Source organism: Pseudomonas sp. AL10, from assembly GCF_029960685.1.
GTDB lineage: Bacteria > Pseudomonadota > Gammaproteobacteria > Pseudomonadales > Pseudomonadaceae > Aquipseudomonas > Aquipseudomonas lactis.
This window is the reverse complement of record NZ_JASBQZ010000013.1, coordinates 113,490-131,531: the sequence shown is the minus strand read 5'-3', so window position 1 is coordinate 131,531 and position 18,042 is coordinate 113,490. Positions and strand designations below refer to the sequence as shown.

Sequence of the window (18,042 nt, the reverse complement as noted above, 5' to 3'; positions counted from 1 at the left end):
GCCCTTTGGTTACTTTGGGCTGGGCCGGCATTCCGGCTTTTCCAAAGTGACCCGCCGTCAGGGCGGAACCCTAAGTGGCCGTTACCGCAGCAATGGATATATACACAATCGAACTGCGTTGACTGTCAGGCCGCCTTCGCGAGCAAGCCCGCTCCCACAGTTTGATCGCGGGGCGTCAGATAGATAGGGGCCGGCTGTGAGGCCGTCATCGCAGGCAAGCCAGCTCCCACAGTTGATCGCATTTCAATGTGGGAGCGGGCTTGCCCGCGATGGCGTCAGCCCAGGCGACACAAGGTTTAAACCATCCCACCCAGCTTCAGCTCGCTCTTCAGATAGGCATAGTAAATCGGCCCCGCCACCACCCCCGGCAAGCCGAACGCCGCCTCAAACACCAGCATCGCCAACAGCAACTCCCACGACTTGGCACTGATCTGCCCGCCAACGATACGCGCGTTGAGGAAGTACTCGACCTTGTGGATCACGATCAAATACCCCAGCGCCGCCACCGCCACCCAGATCGACAGCGACAGCGCCACGATGGTGATCAACGTGTTGGAGATCAGGTTGCCGATCACCGGCAGCAGGCCAAGCAGGAAGGTCAGCACGATCAGAGTCTTGGTCAACGGCAGGTGGATGCCACACAGCGGAAGCACCACCGCCAGGAACACCGCGGTGAAGGCCGTGTTCAGCGCGGCGATCTTGATCTGGGCAAAGACGATATTGCGAAACGCCTGGACCAGCAGGTGCAGGCGGTCGAACAGCGCGGCGGCCAGGGGCTTGCGCTTCGTCAGGTCGGGCACGCGCTGCAGGGCGATGATCGCGCCCAGCACCATGCCGATCAGCAAGGTGACGAACATGTGGGCGGCGTCTTTGCCGACCAGTTGCAGCTCGCTCAGGTGTTTGCTTAGCCAATCGCCAATAGCCACGCGAAACTCCGCGGCGCTGGCGGGCAGGTAAGCGTCGATGGACGGCGGCAATTGCCCGCGCGCGCGGTCGACCACCCCCATGAATTTATCCAGGGACGCCCCGGGGTTTTCCGCTTCGTGGAGCAGGAAGCTGATGGCGCCGGCGAAAATCAAGGCCAGCACGCTGACGATCAGGGTGCCCAGCAAGGCCACCGCCAGCCAGCGCGCGCGCCGGCCTTCGATCAGGCGTTGCAGTTGAGGGGTGAGCATGTTGACCAGCTCATAGACCAACAGGCCGGCCAGCAGGCTGGGCAGCAATTTCAGCGGCAGTACCAGCAGCAACCCGCCGAAAATGATGATGTAGCTGGACAGCAACAACACATGACGCTGAGAAAACGTTGGCATACAGCCTCAAAACAAACGGCGTTGAAGGATGTTGTAGGAGCGAGCTTGCTCGCTCCTACAAAGGGGCTGTGTGCGAGTGTCGCAGCCCTCTATGGCCCGGGGCTATTATTTCTTCAGGCAAGTGCTCATGAAGGTTTTGCGCGCATCACCGGCCAAGGCTTGGGTTTTCGCCGACGCATTGCAGTCTTTCATCTTCTGCTGCTGCGGGGTCAGGGTCTTGGCGTCGTTGGCGGCAGGTGCCGACAGGCAGGTCTTCATGAAGGCCTTACGGTCATCGCCCTTGAGCGTCTTGGTGGTGGCCTCGGCATTGCAGGTGGTCATTTTGTTTTGCTGGGCAGTGGCGGCAAAACCCTGGGCACACATCAGCAGGCCCATCATCAACAACGGAATACGCAGCATCTTCATGGAGTTTTCTCCCTGTTACCGTGCCGACGGGCACGGCCTACAGCGCAGTGTAGTCAAAACCTGTTACAACTTCACCGGCCACGAATATTCGCCCGCCGGTATTGCTCCGGCGTGCAGCCGGCGTGGCGTTGGAACATGGCGATAAACGCTGAGGCGGTGCTGTAGCCCAGATCAAACGCCACGTGTTGCACGCTGCGGTCGCTGTCCAGCGCTTCGATGGCCGCCAGGTAGCGCAAGCGCTGGCGCCATTCGCCGAAGCTCATGCCCAGCTCGCGCACAAACTGGCGCGCCAGGGTGCGCTCGCTCACATGCACCTGCTCGGCCCATTGCGCCAGCGGGCGGTTGTCTCCCGGCTCGGCCTGCATGCCCTCCAAGACCCCAAGCAACCCAGGGTGGCGGGCGTAGGGCAGGAAGCAGTCGTGGACCGGCGCCTGCCGGAGCTGGTCCACCAGCACTTGGGCCAGGCGGATGTCAGCATCGGTGCGCGGCGCATTGACGTCGCGCAGAGCGAAATCCTTGAGGATGGCCTTGAGAATATCGCTGATCGCCAACGTGCAAGGCTGCTGCGGCAACTGCTCGCACAGCTGCGGCGCCAGGCCCACAGAGTGGTAGACAATCGCCTCGGCATTGTAGGAGCTGTGCTCGGTAAGCGGCGGCACCCACACGGCGTATTGCGGTGGCGACATGAAGCGATTGCCCGCCACTTCCATGCGCATCACACCGCTGGCCGAGTAATCCAGCGAGCCCCAGGTGTGCTGGTGCGGGGTGCATTCGGTGTCCGGGGCAAAATCGGAATACCGAAAGTACACAGGGCTTGGCAGGCGGGCGAAATCGGGCAGGCGTACGGTGTGTCGGGACATGTTGTCTGGATTCAACGCTCAGTTGTCTGGATCGCAGTATAGGCTTCGATCCAGACAGAGGATAATCCTGCCTCGTCAACACACTGGGTTTCTTTTCAATGCACTACGCTTATCCGCTGCTGGCTATCTTTATCTGGGCCGGCAACACCGTGGTCAACAAATTGGCCGTGGGCTCGATCTTCCCGGCTGAAATCGGCTTTTACCGCTGGTTGTTCGCTGCGTTGCTGTTCACGCCGTTCATGCTCAAACCGGTGGTCGCCCACTGGCCGCAGATCCGTCCCAACCTGGGCAAGATCTTTATCCTCGGCGTGCTGGGCATGGCGGTGTATCAAAGCCTGGCCTATTACGCCGCGACGCTGACCAGCGCCACCAATATGGGCATCATCCTATCGCTGATGCCGTTGATGGCGCTGACCGCTGCGATCATCAGCCTTGGCCAACGCCTGACCTTCGGTGCGTTGACCGGCGCGATGTTGTCGTTCGCAGGCGTGGTCGTGGTGGTGTCGGCCGGCAGCCTGGGCGCGTTGCTGCAACATGGGGTCAACCTGGGCGACGGCATGATGCTGGTGGCAACATTGGCTTATGCGGTCTACAGCACCCTGCTGAAAAAATGGCAGCTGCGCCTGCCGCCGTTGGTGCTGCTGTATTTGCAGGTGCTGGTCGCGGTGGTGGTGCTGCTGCCGCTGTATCTGTTCTCGGCCAAGGCCGGTTTGGGCTGGGCGAATATTCCGCTGGTGCTGTACGCCTGCCTGCTGGCGTCGATGTTGGCGCCGTTGGCGTGGATGCACTCGGTCAAGACCCTGGGGCCAAGCCGTACCACGCTGTTTTTCAACCTGCTGCCCTTGATTACCGCGCTGATTGCCGCGCTGGTGCTCAAGGAAGAGCTGGCGCTGTATCACCTGGTGGGTGGCTTGCTGACCCTGGGTGGCGTAATTCTGTCGGAGCGCTGGACCACACCGGTCAGACGCCCTCAGGACACATCCTGTTAAATCCGATAAAACTTTTCGCCTGGCCCGGGACTCAGAACCAATAGCGATCACGCCGGCAGAGCGTGGCGTACAACCGGATTAGCCCCAGGAGATTGAAATGACTGAAGCACGATTGACTGACGTTGCAACCCTGCGCAGCCGCGCCCGCCAGAACGTCGAAAACGGCGCCGTGACCGAAGGCTACGACGCCGACCGGGAAGAAATCATCCGCCTGCTCAACGAGTCGCTGGCCACCGAACTGGTCTGCGTGCTGCGCTACAAGCGTCACTACTTCATGGCCAACGGCCTCAAGGCCAGCGTGGCTGCCGATGAGTTCCTGGAACATGCGACCCAGGAAGCCGAGCACGCCGACAAACTGGCCGAGCGCATCGTGCAGCTGGGCGGCGAGCCGGAATTCAACCCCGACCTGCTGTCGAAGAACTCCCATGCGCAATACGTGGCGGGCAACACCTTGAAGGAAATGGTCTACGAAGACCTGGTGGCCGAGCGGATCGCGGTAGACAGCTACCGCGAGATCATCCAGTACATCGGTGACAAAGACCCGACTACCCGTCGCATCTTCGAAGACATCCTGGCCCAGGAAGAAGAACACGCCGACGATATGGCGGATATTCTGCAGGATCTGTAATAACTAACACCGCAACATACCCCTGTGGGAGCGGGCTTGCCCGCGATAGCGTGGGATCAGTTGATAAATCATTGACTGATACTCCGCTATCGCGGGCAAGCCCGCTCCCACAGTTACTTCACGGTCTTGGGCGCCTTGCCTTCCTTCATCTGTTGCAGCAACGGTGCGCACTCATTGGGCTCGCCACCGCTTGGGGCCACCAAGGCGAGCAAGCCCGCGGCCGGCCCGGCAATCACACCCAAAGCGACCATACCGGCACCGCGCAGGGCTAGCGGGATGGCCTTCACGCCGGCATTGGGCTTGATAAACGGCCCGTTGACATACAGCGGTGAACGCAGGGAGAACAGGCGAAACCCCTTGGATTCCGGCGTAATGGTCAGGTCCAACTGCTCAGTGGCCATATTCGCGGTGCCATCGATGTAGATGATCGCGTTCTCGGTATCGAACACAAACAACCGCGTGGTCGCCAGGCCCGTCTTGATGCCGAAGTCCGCCGCCGCGCAGTTGATCTTCACTTCCTCGTCGCCGAACAGACGGCCCACCACGTAGTTGCCCACGTTGAGCCCGGCGATTTCCATCAGGCTTCGGCTGATGGCGCCATCGTTGATGAGCATCTTCAGGTCACCGTTGGACGTGCCCAACAGTGCCGCCACCGAGTTACCGCGCCCGGCAATATCGGCATCGCCGTTGAGTTCACCAAAGCTGGTTTTCATCGGCTCGAAGGTGGGGAACAACTGCTTGAGCTTGAAGTTACGCGCCGTGAGTTTGGCGCGGCCTTCCATCGGGGTGGTGCGGCCGTTCAAGCGAATCTGCGCATCGAGCTTGCCACCGGCCACGCCGAAACGCAGGGGTTCGAGGCTCAGTTGGCCGTCGTTGAGCACCAAGTGCGTGTAGAGGTCGGTGAAAGGCAAGTCGGCACTGTGGACGATGCGTTTGCCAGTGAACTCGACGTCAGCATCCATATCGTGCCAACGCTCGGTGCGGAACTCTTCAACCGGCAGCACTTTGGTCGCCGGCTGTTTGCTTTCACCGCCACGGGCTTTTTGCTTGGCGTTGGAGTCCGCGCCGATCAAAGGCGCCAAGTCATCCATCAGCAACTGGTTGGACACCAGCGCGCCGCTGAGCTTGGGCCGTGGCTGGCTGGCGACATAGGCCAGGTCGCCGTGGATGTCGCTGTTGCCGATCTTGCCGTTGAAGTTCTCGTAGCGGAAGGAGGCGCCGCTGGCTTCATGCAGTTTGGCGATCAGATGACCGTCGGTGGAATAGGCCGGCGAGTCCGGCAGGGTCACGCCGGTCAGCGGGTACAGGTTACCCAGGCTGCTGCCCGACAGTTTCAGACGCAGGTCCAGGGCGCCGAGGTTCAGCGGGTCGGTCAGGGTGCCGGCCAGAGCGATGCTGGTGTCCGCGATCTTGACCTGGGCTTGCAGCGGGAACGGCTTGGCCGCGTCCTGCAAGGCCAGCAAGCCACCGATCTTGCCTGTACCCGCCAGCTTCTGCCCGTGGTACTGGCCTTTGACCTTGAGGCCGAACGCATAGTCCTGAGGCGCCGAGCCTTTTTCCAGGGCCTTCTTGGCATCGGCGTCGCCGACGATTTCGCCAAAGGGGATCGGCTTGCCCAGTGGGTCGATGATCACATCCAGCTGGGTCTTGAGGCTTTGATCGTCGAGGGTCACATGGCCTTTGTCGAAGCCGATGGCGCCAATGTCCACCACCCAGTTGGACGGTTCGGCGTCGGGGTCCTTGGGGTCGAACTTGAAGGTCCAGTTAGCACGGCCATCCGCCAGGCGCTGCAACTGGGCACTCGGCTCGGTGAGGTCGATGCGCGGGATCACCACACGCTGCACCAGCAAGGCCAGGGGCGAAATGCGCAGCTCAACCTTCTTGAGCGTGACCATCTGCGGTTGTTTCGACCAATCAGGGTTACCCAGGGTCAGGTCTTCGGCAATCACATGGGGCCACGGCACCCAGGCGCGCCAGCCACCTTCATCGGGCTCACGCTGCCACACCACCGCGAGGTTGCCGTTAATGGCGAACGGACGATGCAGTTCTTCGGAAACCTTGGCATTGAGGGGCGGCTTGATGCGGTTCCAGTCGAAGAACACCAACACCAGTACCACGATGGCCATTAACAGAACGAAGCTGGCGCAGCTCCAAGCGACGATTTTACGAGTGCGCGTCATTGCACAGGACTCCTGAATACGACTGGCTGGGCAACAGCCTTTTAAACAGCTTATAGGACTACGACTGGCAAAGTGCCGGGGGGTTTAACGCAACGGCGGATTTAGCCGAAAAAAGCGATTTTCCTGATCAACCAGACCATTTTCCCCATCGGCGACGCACCATTGTTACCCAGGTTCGTGTCGAAAATACCCACATCGGTGCAAACCCGCGGGCTTGAGAGGCTCGATCTAGAGCCTCCGGCGAGAACAATCAATTCTGTTGATTATTACCATTGTGTTTATGAACTTTTATATCGACTTATCAAGGGTAACATTAGCCCTGTACCCACTTTATCGCCCTCCCTAGGAGCAACCATCATGAAACGCCAATTACTCGCTACCGTTCTGTTATCTGTCCTGGCTTCCAGCGCTTTTGCCCTGCCAGCCGCCGAACAGGCCACCCCACAGAACAAAGCTCAAGCCGTGCAAACCAGCCAAACCGTGGCTCGCAGCGGTTCGCAAGAAGACGAAAACCGTGACTACGCCAAAGGCGCCGTAGCTGAAAATGGCTACAACCGTCTGCAAGAGAAAGGTTTGGTCGAAGGCGGTGCCGAACAAGCCAACAAACGCGCCTACACCGAAGGCGTTGCTGAAGGCGGTGCCGACCGTCTGCAAGAACTGCATCAAGCACAGAGCTAAGCCTGTGGTGGCCCAGAAAAAAGCCCGATCTGCCGATCGGGCTTTTGCTTTTATATAGACCGCGTCACGCCCCGCCCCTGCCAAGTTCGACGCCGGCAAAGCGCTTTTGCTAGAGTGCGTCGCTGTACTTGCCGACAAAGCTCATCCGCTCATGCTGCCCCGCGCCGAACAAAAGCAACAGACCCGCCTCGCCCTGATGGACGCAGCCCGCCATCTGATGGAGTGTGGCCGTGGGTTTGGCAGCCTGAGCCTGCGCGAAGTGGCCAAGACCGCGGGTATCGTACCCACCGGTTTCTATCGCCATTTCGCCGACATGGACCAACTTGGGCTGGTATTGGTCAGCGAGGTCGGCCAGACCTTTCGCGCCACGATCCGCCTGGTGCGCCACAACGAATTCGTGATGGGCGGCATCATCGATGCCTCGGTGCGCATCTTTCTCGATGTGGTCTCGGCCAACCGTTCGCAATTTTTGTTTCTGGCCCGCGAACAGTACGGCGGCTGTCTGGCCGTGCGCCAAGCCATTGCCGCCCTGCGCGAAGACATCACCCGCGATTTGGCCGCCGACCTGACGTTGATGCCCAAGTTGCAGCACCTGGATGCGGAAGGTTTGCATGTGATGGCCGACCTGATCGTCAAGAGCGTGTTCGCCACCCTGCCCGATATCATCGATCCACCGGCCCACGCCTTGCCGGCCCACCTCACGCCCCAGGCGAAGATCACCCAACAACTGCGCTTTATCTTTATCGGCCTCAAGCATTGGCAAGGGCTGGGCAGCACCGAATAAAGCAATCAACCCGCCGTGTGGAATCGTTTGGCAGTGGTGTAGTGCTTGTTCCAGTAGCTATTGCTCAATGAATCGATACGAATGGTTTTGCCGGTGCGCGGCGAATGGATGAATTTGCCTTGGCCGATATAAAGGCCGACATGGCTGACCTGGCCGCGCCCGTTGCCTTTGAAAAACACCGCATCCCCAGGCTTCAACGCATTGCGCTTGATGGTCGCCGCCGATGAGCGGTGCATGGCCGTGGTGGTGCGCGGTATCTGGATATTGGCCTGGGTCTTGAACAGGTACACCAGGAAGCTGCTGCAATCAAAGCCCTGCTCTGCAGAAGTGCCGCCCCACTTGTAGGGCGTGCCCAGCAACTCATGGGCGCGGTCGATCACGTCGTCGATGGAGGCCGGCTTGAGGCTTTGCAGCGACGAACCGAAGGTGGCGCGGGGCTGAAAGTTGGCCGATGCCGATGAAATAAAGAAGGTCAGGCTGACCAGGCATATACAGAAAATTGATCGAAGCATGATAAACGTCGCGGTGGCATTAAACAGGGCGCATAGCCTAAAGAACCCTCAAGTAATCTCATGAACTCCAAATCCTCATGATTCGTAGGACAAATCCTAAAAACCGCCTACTGAGAAAAAGATGAAAGAAATTTCATCAAGCTGAGCGCCACCATCAACGCAAAACGCCCTTCGCCGGTGCTATAAACATCGACACGCACCAAATTGATACACGCACCGAATTATCCGACGCCCTATTGAGCAGCATGCCTGCCTGACTACAGGGAATTCCTACTCAATTCCATGATTGGCAAGCCCCTTGCTCTAGGTCTTTCATCGCTCACAGCTGGAAGCTCTCTGATGCTGGTGATACACCGCCGAATCGCCCCCCAAGCCCTCTGGGCCGCCGAGTTGCTGCTCAACTTCGAAGCCCGCAGCAAAAGCCGTCTGCGCTGTTTCAGTGCCGACGGTGAAGACGTCGGCCTGTTTTTGGAGCGGGGCCAGCCGCCCTTGCACGATGGCGAATTCCTACAGGCAGAAGACGGACGCGTCGTACGGGTGTGTGCCCGACCTGAACAACTGCTGCACGTCACCTGCCGCAATGCCTTTGAGCTGACCCGCGCCGCTTATCACCTGGGCAACCGCCATGTGGCCCTGCAAGTCGGTGACGGCTGGCTGCGCCTGCTCGATGACTACGTGCTCAAGGCCATGCTTGAACAGCTAGGCGCCGATGCGCAGACCATAGAAGCGCCGTTTCAACCCGAGCACGGCGCCTATGGCGGTGGCCATCATCACTCACGCCATGGCGATGAAGACTTCAACTACGCGCCCAAGCTGCATCAGTTCGGCGTGCGTCTATGAACCCAGCCTGGGCGCTGCTACGCCTGGCCAGTCCGCAATTGCCGATTGGCGGCTACAGCTATTCCCAGGGCCTGGAAATGGCGGTGGACAACGGCCGCGTACAGGATGCCGCGAGCGCCCGACGCTGGATCAGTGACCAGTTGCTGCTCAACCTGGCGCGTTTCGAAGCGCCGCTGTTGCTCGCCCATTGCCGCGCCGCCGCTGAGCAGGACTGGGCCCAACTGGCGCAGTTGTGCGACGAGCACCGCGCCAGCCGTGAGACCCGCGAGCTGTATCAGGAGAGCCGCCAGATGGGCTACTCCTTGCAACAACTGCTCAACGGCTTGCCGGAACTGGACGACAGCGCCCGTGACTTTCTCGCTCAACGCGACGAACCGCACCTGGCCCTTGGCTGGGCCTTGGCCGCGCGCGCCTGGCACATCAGCCCTGGCGATGCCCTTGCCGCCTGGCTATGGAGCTGGCTGGAAAACCAATTGGCGGTGCTGATGAAAACCCTGCCACTGGGCCAGCAAGCCGCCCAGCGCCTGACCAGCGAACTGCTGCCGCTGCTGCAACAAGCCCAGCAGGATGCCGAACGCATTAACCCTAACCATTTGGGCAGCGCCGCTTTTGGCCTGTCCCTGGCGTGCATGGCCCATGAGCGCCAGTACAGCCGCCTGTTCCGTTCCTGATTGTGGAGAAGCCCATGAACACACAACCCCTGCGCGTCGGTATCGGCGGCCCGGTAGGCTCGGGCAAGACCGCCCTGACCCTGGCCCTGTGCCTGGCGCTGCGCGATCGCTATAACCTGGCGGTGGTCACCAACGACATCTACACCCGCGAAGACGCCGACTTCCTGGTGCGCAACCAGGCCCTGGCGCCGGAGCGCATCATCGGCGTGGAAACCGGTGGCTGCCCGCACACGGCGATTCGCGAAGATGCCTCGATCAACTTGGAAGCCGTGGACCAACTCAACCGCCGTTTTCCCGGCCTGGACCTGATTCTGGTGGAGTCCGGCGGCGACAACCTGTCCGCCACCTTCAGCCCGGAACTGTCGGACCTGACCATCTATGTGATCGATGTGTCTGCGGGCGACAAGCTGCCGCGCAAAGGCGGGCCCGGTATTTGCAAATCCGACCTGCTGGTGATCAACAAGATCGACCTGGCCCCGCTGGTGGGTGCCTCGCTGGAGCTAATGAACAGCGACACCCAGCGCATGCGCAACGGCAAACCCTTTGTGTTCAGCAACCAGAAAACCGGGGTCGGCCTGGACGACATCGTCGCCTTCATCGAACGCCAGGGCCTGCTGACCGCCGCCTGATCAACCCATAAGGAACCTGTCCATGAGACTCAACAGACTTTTCGCCGCCGCAGCGCTGCTGCTCGCCCCGGCCCTGGCCTTCGCCCATCCAGGCCATGGCGACAATGGCCTGGTAGCCGGTATCAGCCACCCCCTGGGCGGCCTCGATCACTTACTGGCCATGGTTGCAGTGGGCCTCTGGGCGGCCCAGCAAAAAGGCGCCGCGCGCTGGGCGCTGCCGTGCACCTTTGTCGGCACCATGCTGATCGGCGGCGTGCTGGGTTTTGAAGGGCTGCAACTGCCCGCGCTGGAAAGCGGGATTGCTGCATCGGTGCTGGCTTTGGGCCTGGCGGTAGCATTGGCGGTGCGGCCACCGCTGTTCGTGGCGGTAGGCGCCACGGCCTTGTTTGCACTGTTTCACGGCGTGGCCCATGGCCTGGAACTGCCGGATATGACCAGCCCTTGGGCGTATGCGGCTGGGTTTGTAGGGGCGACCGCCGTGTTGCACGCTGCGGGTTATGCGGTGGTGCGCTTTTTGCCGGCGGCTGCAGCGCCACTGGTGCGAGTGGCCGGGGCGGCTTCGGCGGCGACTGGGGTTTGGTTGCTGGCGGGCTGAGGAAAAGATCGTTCCCACGCTCCGCGTGGGAATGCAGCCTAGGACGCTCTGCGTCCCCAAAGCATGACGCAGAGCGTCATAAAATGCATTCCCACGCAGAGCGTGGGAACGATCAGCCTGCTACCATGCGCGCCTACACCCCTGCCGTGACGACGCCAGCCAATGCCCATCGCTTCCCCCTCTTCCCTGACGCCTGTGCTCACGCACTTCCATGACCTGATCGTGCCCCTCTGGCAAGGCCCGGGCTGGAATGCCGACCTGGCACTGCCCTTTGAGGCTCTGGACGCCGACCACCAGCCTCTGCCCCCACAGCGCTATCGCGCCATGGCCTGCGCCCGGCAGTTGTACCTGTTCGCCAGCCTGATCGGCGAGCCCGGCGCGGCGTTCGCCGAAGAACGTGCGGCGGCGCTGTTTCGCTCCCTGCAACGGCACTTTCATGATGCCGAACACGGTGGCTGGTTCTACAGCATCGACCCCGCCGGCCAGCCGCTGGACAAGCGCAAAGACCTCTACACCCACGCCTTCATTATTTTTGCCTGCGCCCATTACTGGGCCAAGGTGCGTGAACCGCTGGTAGAGTCGGTGCTCAACGCCGCCCTGGAAGTCGTCGCTCAACGCTTTGCCACCGGCGACGGGTTGTACGAGGCAGTACTGGAGCGCAACTGGGCCTCACTCAACGCAGGCCCCTTGCAAAACCCGTTGATGCACCTGGCCGAAGGTTTCCTGGCCACCCTCGCGGTACGTGAGGACGCCCAGGTACAAGCGGCCCTGCTGGCACTGGCGACGGCCATGCAGCAACGCTTCATCGACCGCGAGCACGGCGTGATGATGGAAAAACCTTTGGGCGCTGTGGATAACTGGTTTGAGCCGGGGCACCAGTTCGAATGGTTCTTTTTGCTCGAATCTTCAGCTGTGCTGCGCGGCACCGCGCTGCATGGCTCGCTGACACGGGCATTTGCCTATGCCGAGCACAAGGGTGTGGATAAGTTAAGCGGCGCGGTCAGCGGCATGCTCGCGCTGGATGGCACGGTGCGCGACGGTACCCAACGGATCTGGGCGCAGGCCGAGTACCTGCGGGCACTGACCTTGCGGCCAGGCAGCGAAGCGGTGCTGTTGCGTCAGTTGCAGGCGTTGCAACAGCGCTTTTTGCATGCAAAGGGTTGGCATGAATGCCTGGATGCCGAGGGTAAGGTGAGCCGGCGGGATATGCCTTCGACTACGCCTTATCATTTGGCGACTTGCTATCAGGGCTTGGTCCAGCATCTGGGCTGACCTGCAAGGCCCCATCGCAGGCAAGCCAGCTCCCACATTTTAATGTGCGAACACTATCAACTGTGGGAGCTGGCTTGCCTGCGATAGCCTCACCTCGGTCTAACAGACTTTAGGCAATCCACTTGCGGTCGCCTGTAAAACTGATCGTCAACCACCGCGCCGCATCCGCCGCCCCCAGCCCTGTGGATATCTCTTCACGCAGCCCATCAAGGGTGGCGACGTTATCCACCGGGTAATCCGCCGGCAGCACCACATGAATCTCGATAAACCGCGCGCGCCCGTGCTTCTGCACATAGGACACGTAGTCGTCGAAACCATGCTTGGCCTGCGCCGCGTCCATCACTTCGCGGACCTTGTCGTCCAAATGATCCGGCGCGATGCCCAATACTTCGCGCAACGCTGGGCGCAAAATCTTGAATGCCGGCGCCAGCATGCTCAGGGCCAGCAGGATCAGGATCAACGGGTCGACGTAGACCGCCCACTCGCCATAGCCCTGGGACTTTAGCAACAGCGCGGCCAGGAAGCTGATCAGCAAACCCACCGACAGCATCGCGTCCACCAGCCAGCTGATGTTGTCGAACTGGATCAATGACGACTTGAGTGTGCGATTGCGGTAGCGCACATAGAAGAAGTACGCGAACTCCACGACGGTAAACACCGCCGCATAAATGATCACCAGCCCCAACTCGATTTCGCGCCCGCCATTGATAATGCCGAACACGCCATTGAGGAACGCGTAGATGGCGATCAACAGCAGGAAACTGCCTTCTATCAACAGCACCATCGGCTCCAGGTGCCAATAGCCGAACTGGAAGCGCTCGTTGCTTTTCTTGGCAATCAGCTTGGCCGTGATCAGCATCAACACCTTGATGGCGGTGGCGATCAGCGAGAAAAAGCCGTCGAACAGAATGGATTGGGCGCCGGATATTACACCCGTGACAATCCCGGCGATCGCGACTGCGAACATCAGGATGGTCGATTGTTTGAGCAGTGCCTGCTCACCTCGGTTACTCACATTGCCTCCTGTCAAAACCTTTAAACCGCTGGGTGCGGTGGGGTTTTCAGGCGGGCAGTGTACCTTATGCCGCATTTTGGCCGATTTGACGCCACTGATCGTTCCCACGCTCCGCGTGGGAATGCATCGCGTGACGCTCTGCGTCACCAGCAGAAAGCGGGGCGCAGAGCGCCCCCAGCGGCATTCCCACGCGGAGCGTGGGAACGATCAAACGATCGGCTTAGCCCTTGGCCCCACGCTCAATCGCAAAACCAGCCCAGGTCTGGCTCACCGGCATCAGCTCCAGGCGGTTGATGTTCACGTGCGCCGGGGTGTTCATCACCCAGAAAATCGTATCGGCAATATCCTGCGGCTGGATCGGCTCGGCCCCGGCATAGGTGGCGTCATAACGCGCCTGGTCACCGCCAAAGCGCACCAGGGAGAACTCGCTCTCACACAGGCCCGGCTCGATGTTGGTCACCCGTACGCCCGTGCCTTGCAGGTCGCAGCGCAGGTTCAGCGAGAACTGCTTCACGAACGCCTTGGAACCGCCATACACATGGCTGCCCGGGTACGGGTAGTTACCAGCGATGGAGCCCAGGTTGATAATCCCGGCGCCTCGGCCATGGGCAATCAGCCGCGGCAACAGCAGGTTGGTGGTGGTCAGCAGGCCCTTGATGTTGGTATCGACCATGGTTTCCCAGTCGTCGAGGTCGCACTTGGGTGCAGGGTCAGTGCCCACGGCGAGACCTGCGTTGTTGATCAGGCCACGCAGCGTGGCGAACGACGGCGGCAAGTTGGCGATGGCCTCCTCCATGCCTTTGCGGTCGCGCACATCCACCACCAGGCCATGCACTTCGGTCTGCTTGGAAAGCTCTTCGACCAAGGCATTCAAGCGCTCGGCACGACGACCGGTGAGCACCAGTTTCCAGCCGGCCTCGGCAAAACGACGGGCACAGGCTTCGCCGAAACCTGAAGTGGCGCCAGTGATAAACAGCGTGTCGGACATGGTGTTCTCCTTACGGGCATCGGGAAAAAAACAGCCAGCAGAATGCCCGTACGCCGCCTTTGCGGCAACCGCTGTGCATACACACGCATGCTTGGCTGATCATTTTTTGATCAATCCGATCAAATCCTTATAAACCGTGGCTTGTAGCCATATGCGCGCAGGTTATCCACAACTGCGCCCACAGTCTTTGGGGGCAAGTGCAAAAGGCTCAAAGCCGCTGTGCACAAGGGTTGCAGGCGGTTTTAGAAAGTTTTTTGCTTGACCTGAGCGAGCACCTATGTAGCCGCCGACAAATGCAGAAAAACACAACGATGGCTCCAGGCCAGTCATTCCGGCCCCTGCGCGCGTCTTTCCAGAGTTTAGTCACAGACTTATCCACAGGCTGCAATGACTTATTTAGTTCATATACCTGTGTCTTTAAACAGGTTGACAAACCCCTGGTGCGCTGGTGAAAAACACGCTGATCAAAAAACAACCAGCACGCTGCAAGCCACGTCGTTAAAGGCTTCCAGCCAGCTACTCCCACGTTACCCACAGCCGGTTCCACAGTGGATGGGGACAAGTCAAAACTGTGACAAAACAGGGATTTGCGGCGGCTATATGTCGCGCTTTTGAGGTCGGCTGGATTTGTTTTCCACAATTTGGTTGAGCGCTTGTGGACATCGCAAAAACAAATGTGGGAACCGGCTTTGGGTGGGAGCTGGCTTGCCTGCGATGCGGCCACCTCGGTATGTCAGCTAAACCTAGGTGATGCTATCGCGGGCAAGCCCGGCTCCCACATAAGGCCCGGTTCCCACAGGGTTGATGCGCCTGGATCTTAGGTTAGTGACCGCCCAGGTAGGCGTTACGCACGTCCTCGTTCACCAGCAACTCCTTGCCTGTGCCGGTCAGGCGAATCTCACCATTGACCATCACATACGCGCGGTCCGACAGGCGCAGCGCATGGTTGGCGTTCTGTTCCACCAGGAAGATGGTCATACCGGTGGACGCCAGCTCGCGCAGGGTGGAGAAGATCTGCTTCACCACAATCGGTGCCAACCCCAGGCTTGGCTCATCGAGCAACAACAGCTTGGGCCGGCTCATCAGCGCACGGGCGATGGCGAGCATTTGCTGCTCACCACCGGACATGGTCATCGCCCGCTGGTTGCGCCGCTCCTTGAGCCTGGGGAACAGCTCGAACATGCGCTGCATGTCTTCACTGGCGAACTTGTCGCCAATAGGGATGGTGCCCATCAGCAGGTTTTCCTCGACGGTCATGTCGGGGAAAACCCGCCGCCCTTCCGGCGACTGCGCAATGCCGTTGGAGGCGATGTAGTGGGACGACTTGTGAGTAATGTCGACGCCGTTGTAGAGGATCTGCCCAGACTCGGCCCGAGGCTGACCGAAGATCGACATCAGCAACGTTGATTTACCCGCGCCATTGGAGCCGATCAGGCTGACGGTTTCGCCTTCGTTGATGTGCAGCGAGACTTTTTTCAGAGCCTGGATCGGGCCGTAGAACACGTCCAGGTCCTTCATTTCGAGGATAGGTGCACTCATACCAGTTCCTCTTCATCCGCGCCCAGGTAGGCGGCGATCACTTTGGGGTCGTTGCGGATCGCATCCGGGCCGCCTTCGGCGATCACGTTGCCGTGGTCCAGCACCACAATGTGGTCGGAAATACTCATCACCATGCCCATGTCGTGTTCGATCAGCACCACCGTCAGGTCGTGTTCGTCGCGCAGCAGGCGAATCATCGCGCTGAGGGCTTCGGTTTCCTGAGGGTTGAGGCCCGCTGCCGGTTCGTCCAGGCAGATGATCTGCGGCCGCGTGCACATGGCGCGGGCGATCTCCAGGCGGCGCTGCTGGCCGTAGGAGAGCTCGCCGGCCAGGCGGTTGGCGCAGTCCACCAGGTCGACCACTTCCAGCCAGTAGAACGCGCAATCCAGCGCATCGCTTTCGGCCTTGCGGTAGCCTTTGGTATTGAGGATGCCGGCAAGCATGTTGCGGTTGACCCACATGTGTTGGGCCACCAGCAGGTTTTCCAGCACCGACATTTCCTTGAACAGGCGAATGTTCTGGAAGGTGCGCGCAAGGCCGGCGCGGTTCACCAGGTGGGTGCCGCCGAACATCTTGTAGTACACGCGACTGAGGAAGCTTTTCGGCGAGACAAAGTCAGTGGCCTCAAAGCGCTCCCCCAGCAACTGTATGACGTTGGTTTGCTTGCCCCGCACGTTGAGCTCGATCTTGCCGCCGCTGGCTTTGTAGAAGCCAGTGAGGCAGTTGAACACCGTGGTCTTGCCGGCGCCGTTGGGGCCGATCAGAGCGAAGATCGAGTTGCGTTTGACCTGCAGGCTCACATCACTGAGGGCCTTGATGCCCCCAAAGTGCATCATCAGGTGCTCCACGGAGAGGACGACTTCTTTGCTCATGGCGCTACCCCCTTGCGTGGCGTCACACCGGTGCGGCTGATGCGAATCAAGCCACGCGGCCTCCAGATCATCATCACCACCATCAACACGCCAAACAGCAGCACACGGTATTCAGAGAAGCTGCGCAGTAATTCAGGCGCCACGGTCAGCACAAACGCGGCGATCACCACGCCGACCGTCGAGCCCATGCCGCCCAACACCACGATGGCGAGGATCAACGCCGACTCGAAGAAGGTAAACGACGACGGGTTGACGAAGCCCTGGTAGCTGGCAAAAAACACCCCGGCCAAACCGGCGGTGGACGCGCCGATGGTGAAGGCTGAGAGTTTGACCAGCACATGGTTCAGGCCCATGGAACGACAGGCGATTTCATCTTCACGCAAGGCTTCCCAAGCGCGACCGACCGGCATACGCGTGAGGCGATGCTTGATGTACAGCACGGCCAGCACCACCAGAAACAGCACGATGTAGATGAACATGAACTTGATGTTGGGGTTGTAATCGATGCCGAAAAACTCGTGAAACGGAATGCCGCCATCCTTCGCACGCTTGCCGAACTCCAGGCCCAGGAAGGTCGGTGACGGCACGGGCATACCGTTCGGGCCACCGGTGAACGACAGCCAGTTGTTGAGCACCAGGCGAATAATTTCACCAAAACCCAGGGTCACGATGGCCAGGTAGTCACCGTGCATTCGCAGCACCGGGAAGCCGAGTATGCACCCCGCCAGCGCCGCCGCGATGGCCGCCAGCGGAAGCACCGTCCAGAAGCCCAGGCCCAGGTATTGATAACCCAGCGCCAGGCCGTAGGCACCGATGGCATAGAACGCCACGTAACCCAGGTCGAGTAGGCCCGCCAGGCCCACCACGATGTTCAGCCCCAGGCCGAGCAACACGTAGATCAGCCCCAGGATTACCACGGTGAGCAGGTACTTGTTGGCAAAGATCGGGAACACGATGGCGATCACGATCAGCGCCGGGATGATCCAGCGCAGCCGCGACTTGTAGTCCGGCGGCAGCACGTGCACGCCGGAGCCACTGCTCTCGAACCCTTGCAGGATCTTCACGCCCTTGGGGGTTTGCAGGAACAGGCTCAAGGCAAAGCGCCCGGCCATGACGATGGCGACCAGCACGGCAACCCGCGCAGGTTCCAGGTTGAAGCTGTAGCCGTCGAGCACCACGCCGACAATCGGGCCGAACACGATCAGCGAAATCAGCCCCGCGAGCACCGTATCGACGACACTTTTCTTGATATCAATGGATTTGGCAGCAGACATG

General features: G+C 60.3%; 19 protein-coding genes. 9 read left to right on the top strand and 10 right to left on the bottom strand.

The annotated features are described in order from the left end of the window. Positions 1-296: 296 nt before the first annotated feature. From QK296_RS15140 to QK296_RS15130, 3 genes are all read right to left on the bottom strand, one after another. Complete coding sequence (locus tag QK296_RS15140) at positions 297-1,310, bottom strand: AI-2E family transporter (protein WP_003188124.1); 1,014 nt, start codon at positions 1,308-1,310, stop codon at positions 297-299. A 105-nt stretch (positions 1,311-1,415) separates the two neighbouring features. Continuing rightward, positions 1,416-1,715, bottom strand: a complete 300-nt coding sequence (locus QK296_RS15135) for a PsiF family protein (RefSeq protein ID WP_003188123.1) — start codon at positions 1,713-1,715, stop codon at positions 1,416-1,418. Between the two features lie 71 nt (positions 1,716-1,786). Next, entirely contained in the window at positions 1,787-2,575 is a 789-nt protein-coding gene (locus QK296_RS15130; RefSeq protein ID WP_003188122.1) for a helix-turn-helix transcriptional regulator, read from the bottom strand. A gap of 98 nt (positions 2,576-2,673) precedes the next feature. Between QK296_RS15130 and QK296_RS15125 the strand changes: the two genes are divergently transcribed. Next, a complete protein-coding gene (locus QK296_RS15125) occupies positions 2,674-3,564 on the top strand; it encodes a DMT family transporter (protein ID WP_282391061.1) in 891 nt (296 codons plus the stop codon). A 97-nt stretch (positions 3,565-3,661) separates the two neighbouring features. After that, a complete protein-coding gene (locus QK296_RS15120) occupies positions 3,662-4,192 on the top strand; it encodes a ferritin-like domain-containing protein (RefSeq protein ID WP_034125674.1) in 531 nt (176 codons plus the stop codon). 113 nt (positions 4,193-4,305) lie between these two features. Here the strand turns inward: QK296_RS15120 and QK296_RS15115 are convergent, their stop codons facing one another. Beyond that, positions 4,306-6,372, bottom strand: coding sequence for an AsmA family protein (locus tag QK296_RS15115; protein ID WP_094774657.1), 2,067 nt, complete (start codon positions 6,370-6,372; stop codon positions 4,306-4,308). 357 nt (positions 6,373-6,729) lie between these two features. Here QK296_RS15115 and QK296_RS15110 point away from each other — a divergent pair, with 357 nt between their 5' ends. Further along, complete coding sequence (locus tag QK296_RS15110; protein ID WP_003188116.1) at positions 6,730-7,050, top strand: hypothetical protein; 321 nt, start codon at positions 6,730-6,732, stop codon at positions 7,048-7,050. Between the two features lie 151 nt (positions 7,051-7,201). Further along, a complete protein-coding gene (locus QK296_RS15105; RefSeq protein WP_003188114.1) occupies positions 7,202-7,834 on the top strand; it encodes a TetR family transcriptional regulator in 633 nt (210 codons plus the stop codon). 5 nt (positions 7,835-7,839) lie between these two features. On the opposite strand, the gene QK296_RS15100 is transcribed toward QK296_RS15105, so the two are convergent. Continuing rightward, the gene (locus QK296_RS15100; RefSeq protein ID WP_003188113.1) at positions 7,840-8,346 is read right to left on the bottom strand and encodes a C40 family peptidase; all 507 of its coding nucleotides are present in this window, start codon (positions 8,344-8,346) and stop codon (positions 7,840-7,842) included. 339 nt (positions 8,347-8,685) lie between these two features. On the opposite strand from QK296_RS15100, the gene ureE reads away from it, so the two are divergent. The 5 genes from ureE to QK296_RS15075 all read left to right on the top strand — a co-directional run bounded on the left by ureE (position 8,686) and on the right by QK296_RS15075 (position 12,353). After that, on the top strand, positions 8,686-9,186 hold the full coding sequence (gene ureE, locus QK296_RS15095) for an urease accessory protein UreE (RefSeq protein ID WP_003188112.1): 501 nt from the start codon (positions 8,686-8,688) through the stop codon (positions 9,184-9,186). Further along, positions 9,183-9,857, top strand: a complete 675-nt coding sequence (locus tag QK296_RS15090; protein WP_003188110.1) for an urease accessory protein UreF — start codon at positions 9,183-9,185, stop codon at positions 9,855-9,857. The genes ureE and QK296_RS15090 overlap by 4 nt, the downstream gene beginning before the upstream one ends. A 14-nt stretch (positions 9,858-9,871) precedes the next feature. Next, entirely contained in the window at positions 9,872-10,486 is a 615-nt protein-coding gene (gene ureG, locus QK296_RS15085; protein WP_003188109.1) for an urease accessory protein UreG, read from the top strand. A gap of 22 nt (positions 10,487-10,508) precedes the next feature. Then, positions 10,509-11,081: a HupE/UreJ family protein gene (locus tag QK296_RS15080; protein ID WP_003188108.1), complete on the top strand. Its 573-nt coding sequence runs from the start codon at positions 10,509-10,511 to the stop codon at positions 11,079-11,081. A 162-nt stretch (positions 11,082-11,243) separates the two neighbouring features. Continuing rightward, positions 11,244-12,353 carry an AGE family epimerase/isomerase gene (locus QK296_RS15075; protein ID WP_120247948.1) on the top strand — a complete coding sequence of 370 codons (1,110 nt, stop codon included), beginning with the start codon at positions 11,244-11,246 and terminating at the stop codon, positions 12,351-12,353. A 109-nt stretch (positions 12,354-12,462) separates the two neighbouring features. On the opposite strand, the gene QK296_RS15070 is transcribed toward QK296_RS15075, so the two are convergent. From QK296_RS15070 to livM, 5 genes are all read right to left on the bottom strand, one after another. Next, positions 12,463-13,368: a cation diffusion facilitator family transporter gene (locus QK296_RS15070; RefSeq protein WP_003188105.1), complete on the bottom strand. Its 906-nt coding sequence runs from the start codon at positions 13,366-13,368 to the stop codon at positions 12,463-12,465. Between the two features lie 220 nt (positions 13,369-13,588). Next, positions 13,589-14,356, bottom strand: a complete 768-nt coding sequence (locus QK296_RS15065; protein ID WP_003188104.1) for an SDR family oxidoreductase — start codon at positions 14,354-14,356, stop codon at positions 13,589-13,591. An 822-nt stretch (positions 14,357-15,178) separates the two neighbouring features. Further along, positions 15,179-15,895 (bottom strand): ABC transporter ATP-binding protein, encoded by a 717-nt coding sequence (locus QK296_RS15060; RefSeq protein ID WP_003188103.1) that lies wholly within the window; start codon positions 15,893-15,895, stop codon positions 15,179-15,181. Next, a complete protein-coding gene (locus QK296_RS15055; RefSeq protein ID WP_003188102.1) occupies positions 15,892-16,767 on the bottom strand; it encodes an ATP-binding cassette domain-containing protein in 876 nt (291 codons plus the stop codon). Before QK296_RS15055 ends, QK296_RS15060 begins: the two co-directional genes overlap by 4 nt. Next, complete coding sequence (gene livM / locus QK296_RS15050) at positions 16,764-18,041, bottom strand: high-affinity branched-chain amino acid ABC transporter permease LivM (RefSeq protein WP_003188100.1); 1,278 nt, start codon at positions 18,039-18,041, stop codon at positions 16,764-16,766. Before livM ends, QK296_RS15055 begins: the two co-directional genes overlap by 4 nt. Position 18,042: the final 1 nt, after the last annotated feature.

Coding starts and splice junctions, on each gene's coding strand:
- QK296_RS15105 (WP_003188114.1), top strand. CDS start 7,202: ATGCTGCCCCGCGCCGAACAAAAGCAACAGACCCGCCTCGCCCTGATG.
- QK296_RS15065 (WP_003188104.1), bottom strand. CDS start 14,356: ATGTCCGACACGCTGTTTATCACTGGCGCCACTTCAGGTTTCGGCGAA.
- QK296_RS15090 (WP_003188110.1), top strand. CDS start 9,183: ATGAACCCAGCCTGGGCGCTGCTACGCCTGGCCAGTCCGCAATTGCCG.
- QK296_RS15100 (WP_003188113.1), bottom strand. CDS start 8,346: ATGCTTCGATCAATTTTCTGTATATGCCTGGTCAGCCTGACCTTCTTT.
- ureE (WP_003188112.1), top strand. CDS start 8,686: ATGCTGGTGATACACCGCCGAATCGCCCCCCAAGCCCTCTGGGCCGCC.
- QK296_RS15115 (WP_094774657.1), bottom strand. CDS start 6,372: ATGACGCGCACTCGTAAAATCGTCGCTTGGAGCTGCGCCAGCTTCGTT.
- QK296_RS15120 (WP_034125674.1), top strand. CDS start 3,662: ATGACTGAAGCACGATTGACTGACGTTGCAACCCTGCGCAGCCGCGCC.
- QK296_RS15055 (WP_003188102.1), bottom strand. CDS start 16,767: ATGAGCAAAGAAGTCGTCCTCTCCGTGGAGCACCTGATGATGCACTTT.
- QK296_RS15075 (WP_120247948.1), top strand. CDS start 11,244: ATGCCCATCGCTTCCCCCTCTTCCCTGACGCCTGTGCTCACGCACTTC.
- ureG (WP_003188109.1), top strand. CDS start 9,872: ATGAACACACAACCCCTGCGCGTCGGTATCGGCGGCCCGGTAGGCTCG.
- QK296_RS15130 (WP_003188122.1), bottom strand. CDS start 2,575: ATGTCCCGACACACCGTACGCCTGCCCGATTTCGCCCGCCTGCCAAGC.
- livM (WP_003188100.1), bottom strand. CDS start 18,041: ATGTCTGCTGCCAAATCCATTGATATCAAGAAAAGTGTCGTCGATACG.
- QK296_RS15125 (WP_282391061.1), top strand. CDS start 2,674: ATGCACTACGCTTATCCGCTGCTGGCTATCTTTATCTGGGCCGGCAAC.
- QK296_RS15140 (WP_003188124.1), bottom strand. CDS start 1,310: ATGCCAACGTTTTCTCAGCGTCATGTGTTGTTGCTGTCCAGCTACATC.
- QK296_RS15110 (WP_003188116.1), top strand. CDS start 6,730: ATGAAACGCCAATTACTCGCTACCGTTCTGTTATCTGTCCTGGCTTCC.
- QK296_RS15080 (WP_003188108.1), top strand. CDS start 10,509: ATGAGACTCAACAGACTTTTCGCCGCCGCAGCGCTGCTGCTCGCCCCG.
- QK296_RS15135 (WP_003188123.1), bottom strand. CDS start 1,715: ATGAAGATGCTGCGTATTCCGTTGTTGATGATGGGCCTGCTGATGTGT.
- QK296_RS15060 (WP_003188103.1), bottom strand. CDS start 15,895: ATGAGTGCACCTATCCTCGAAATGAAGGACCTGGACGTGTTCTACGGC.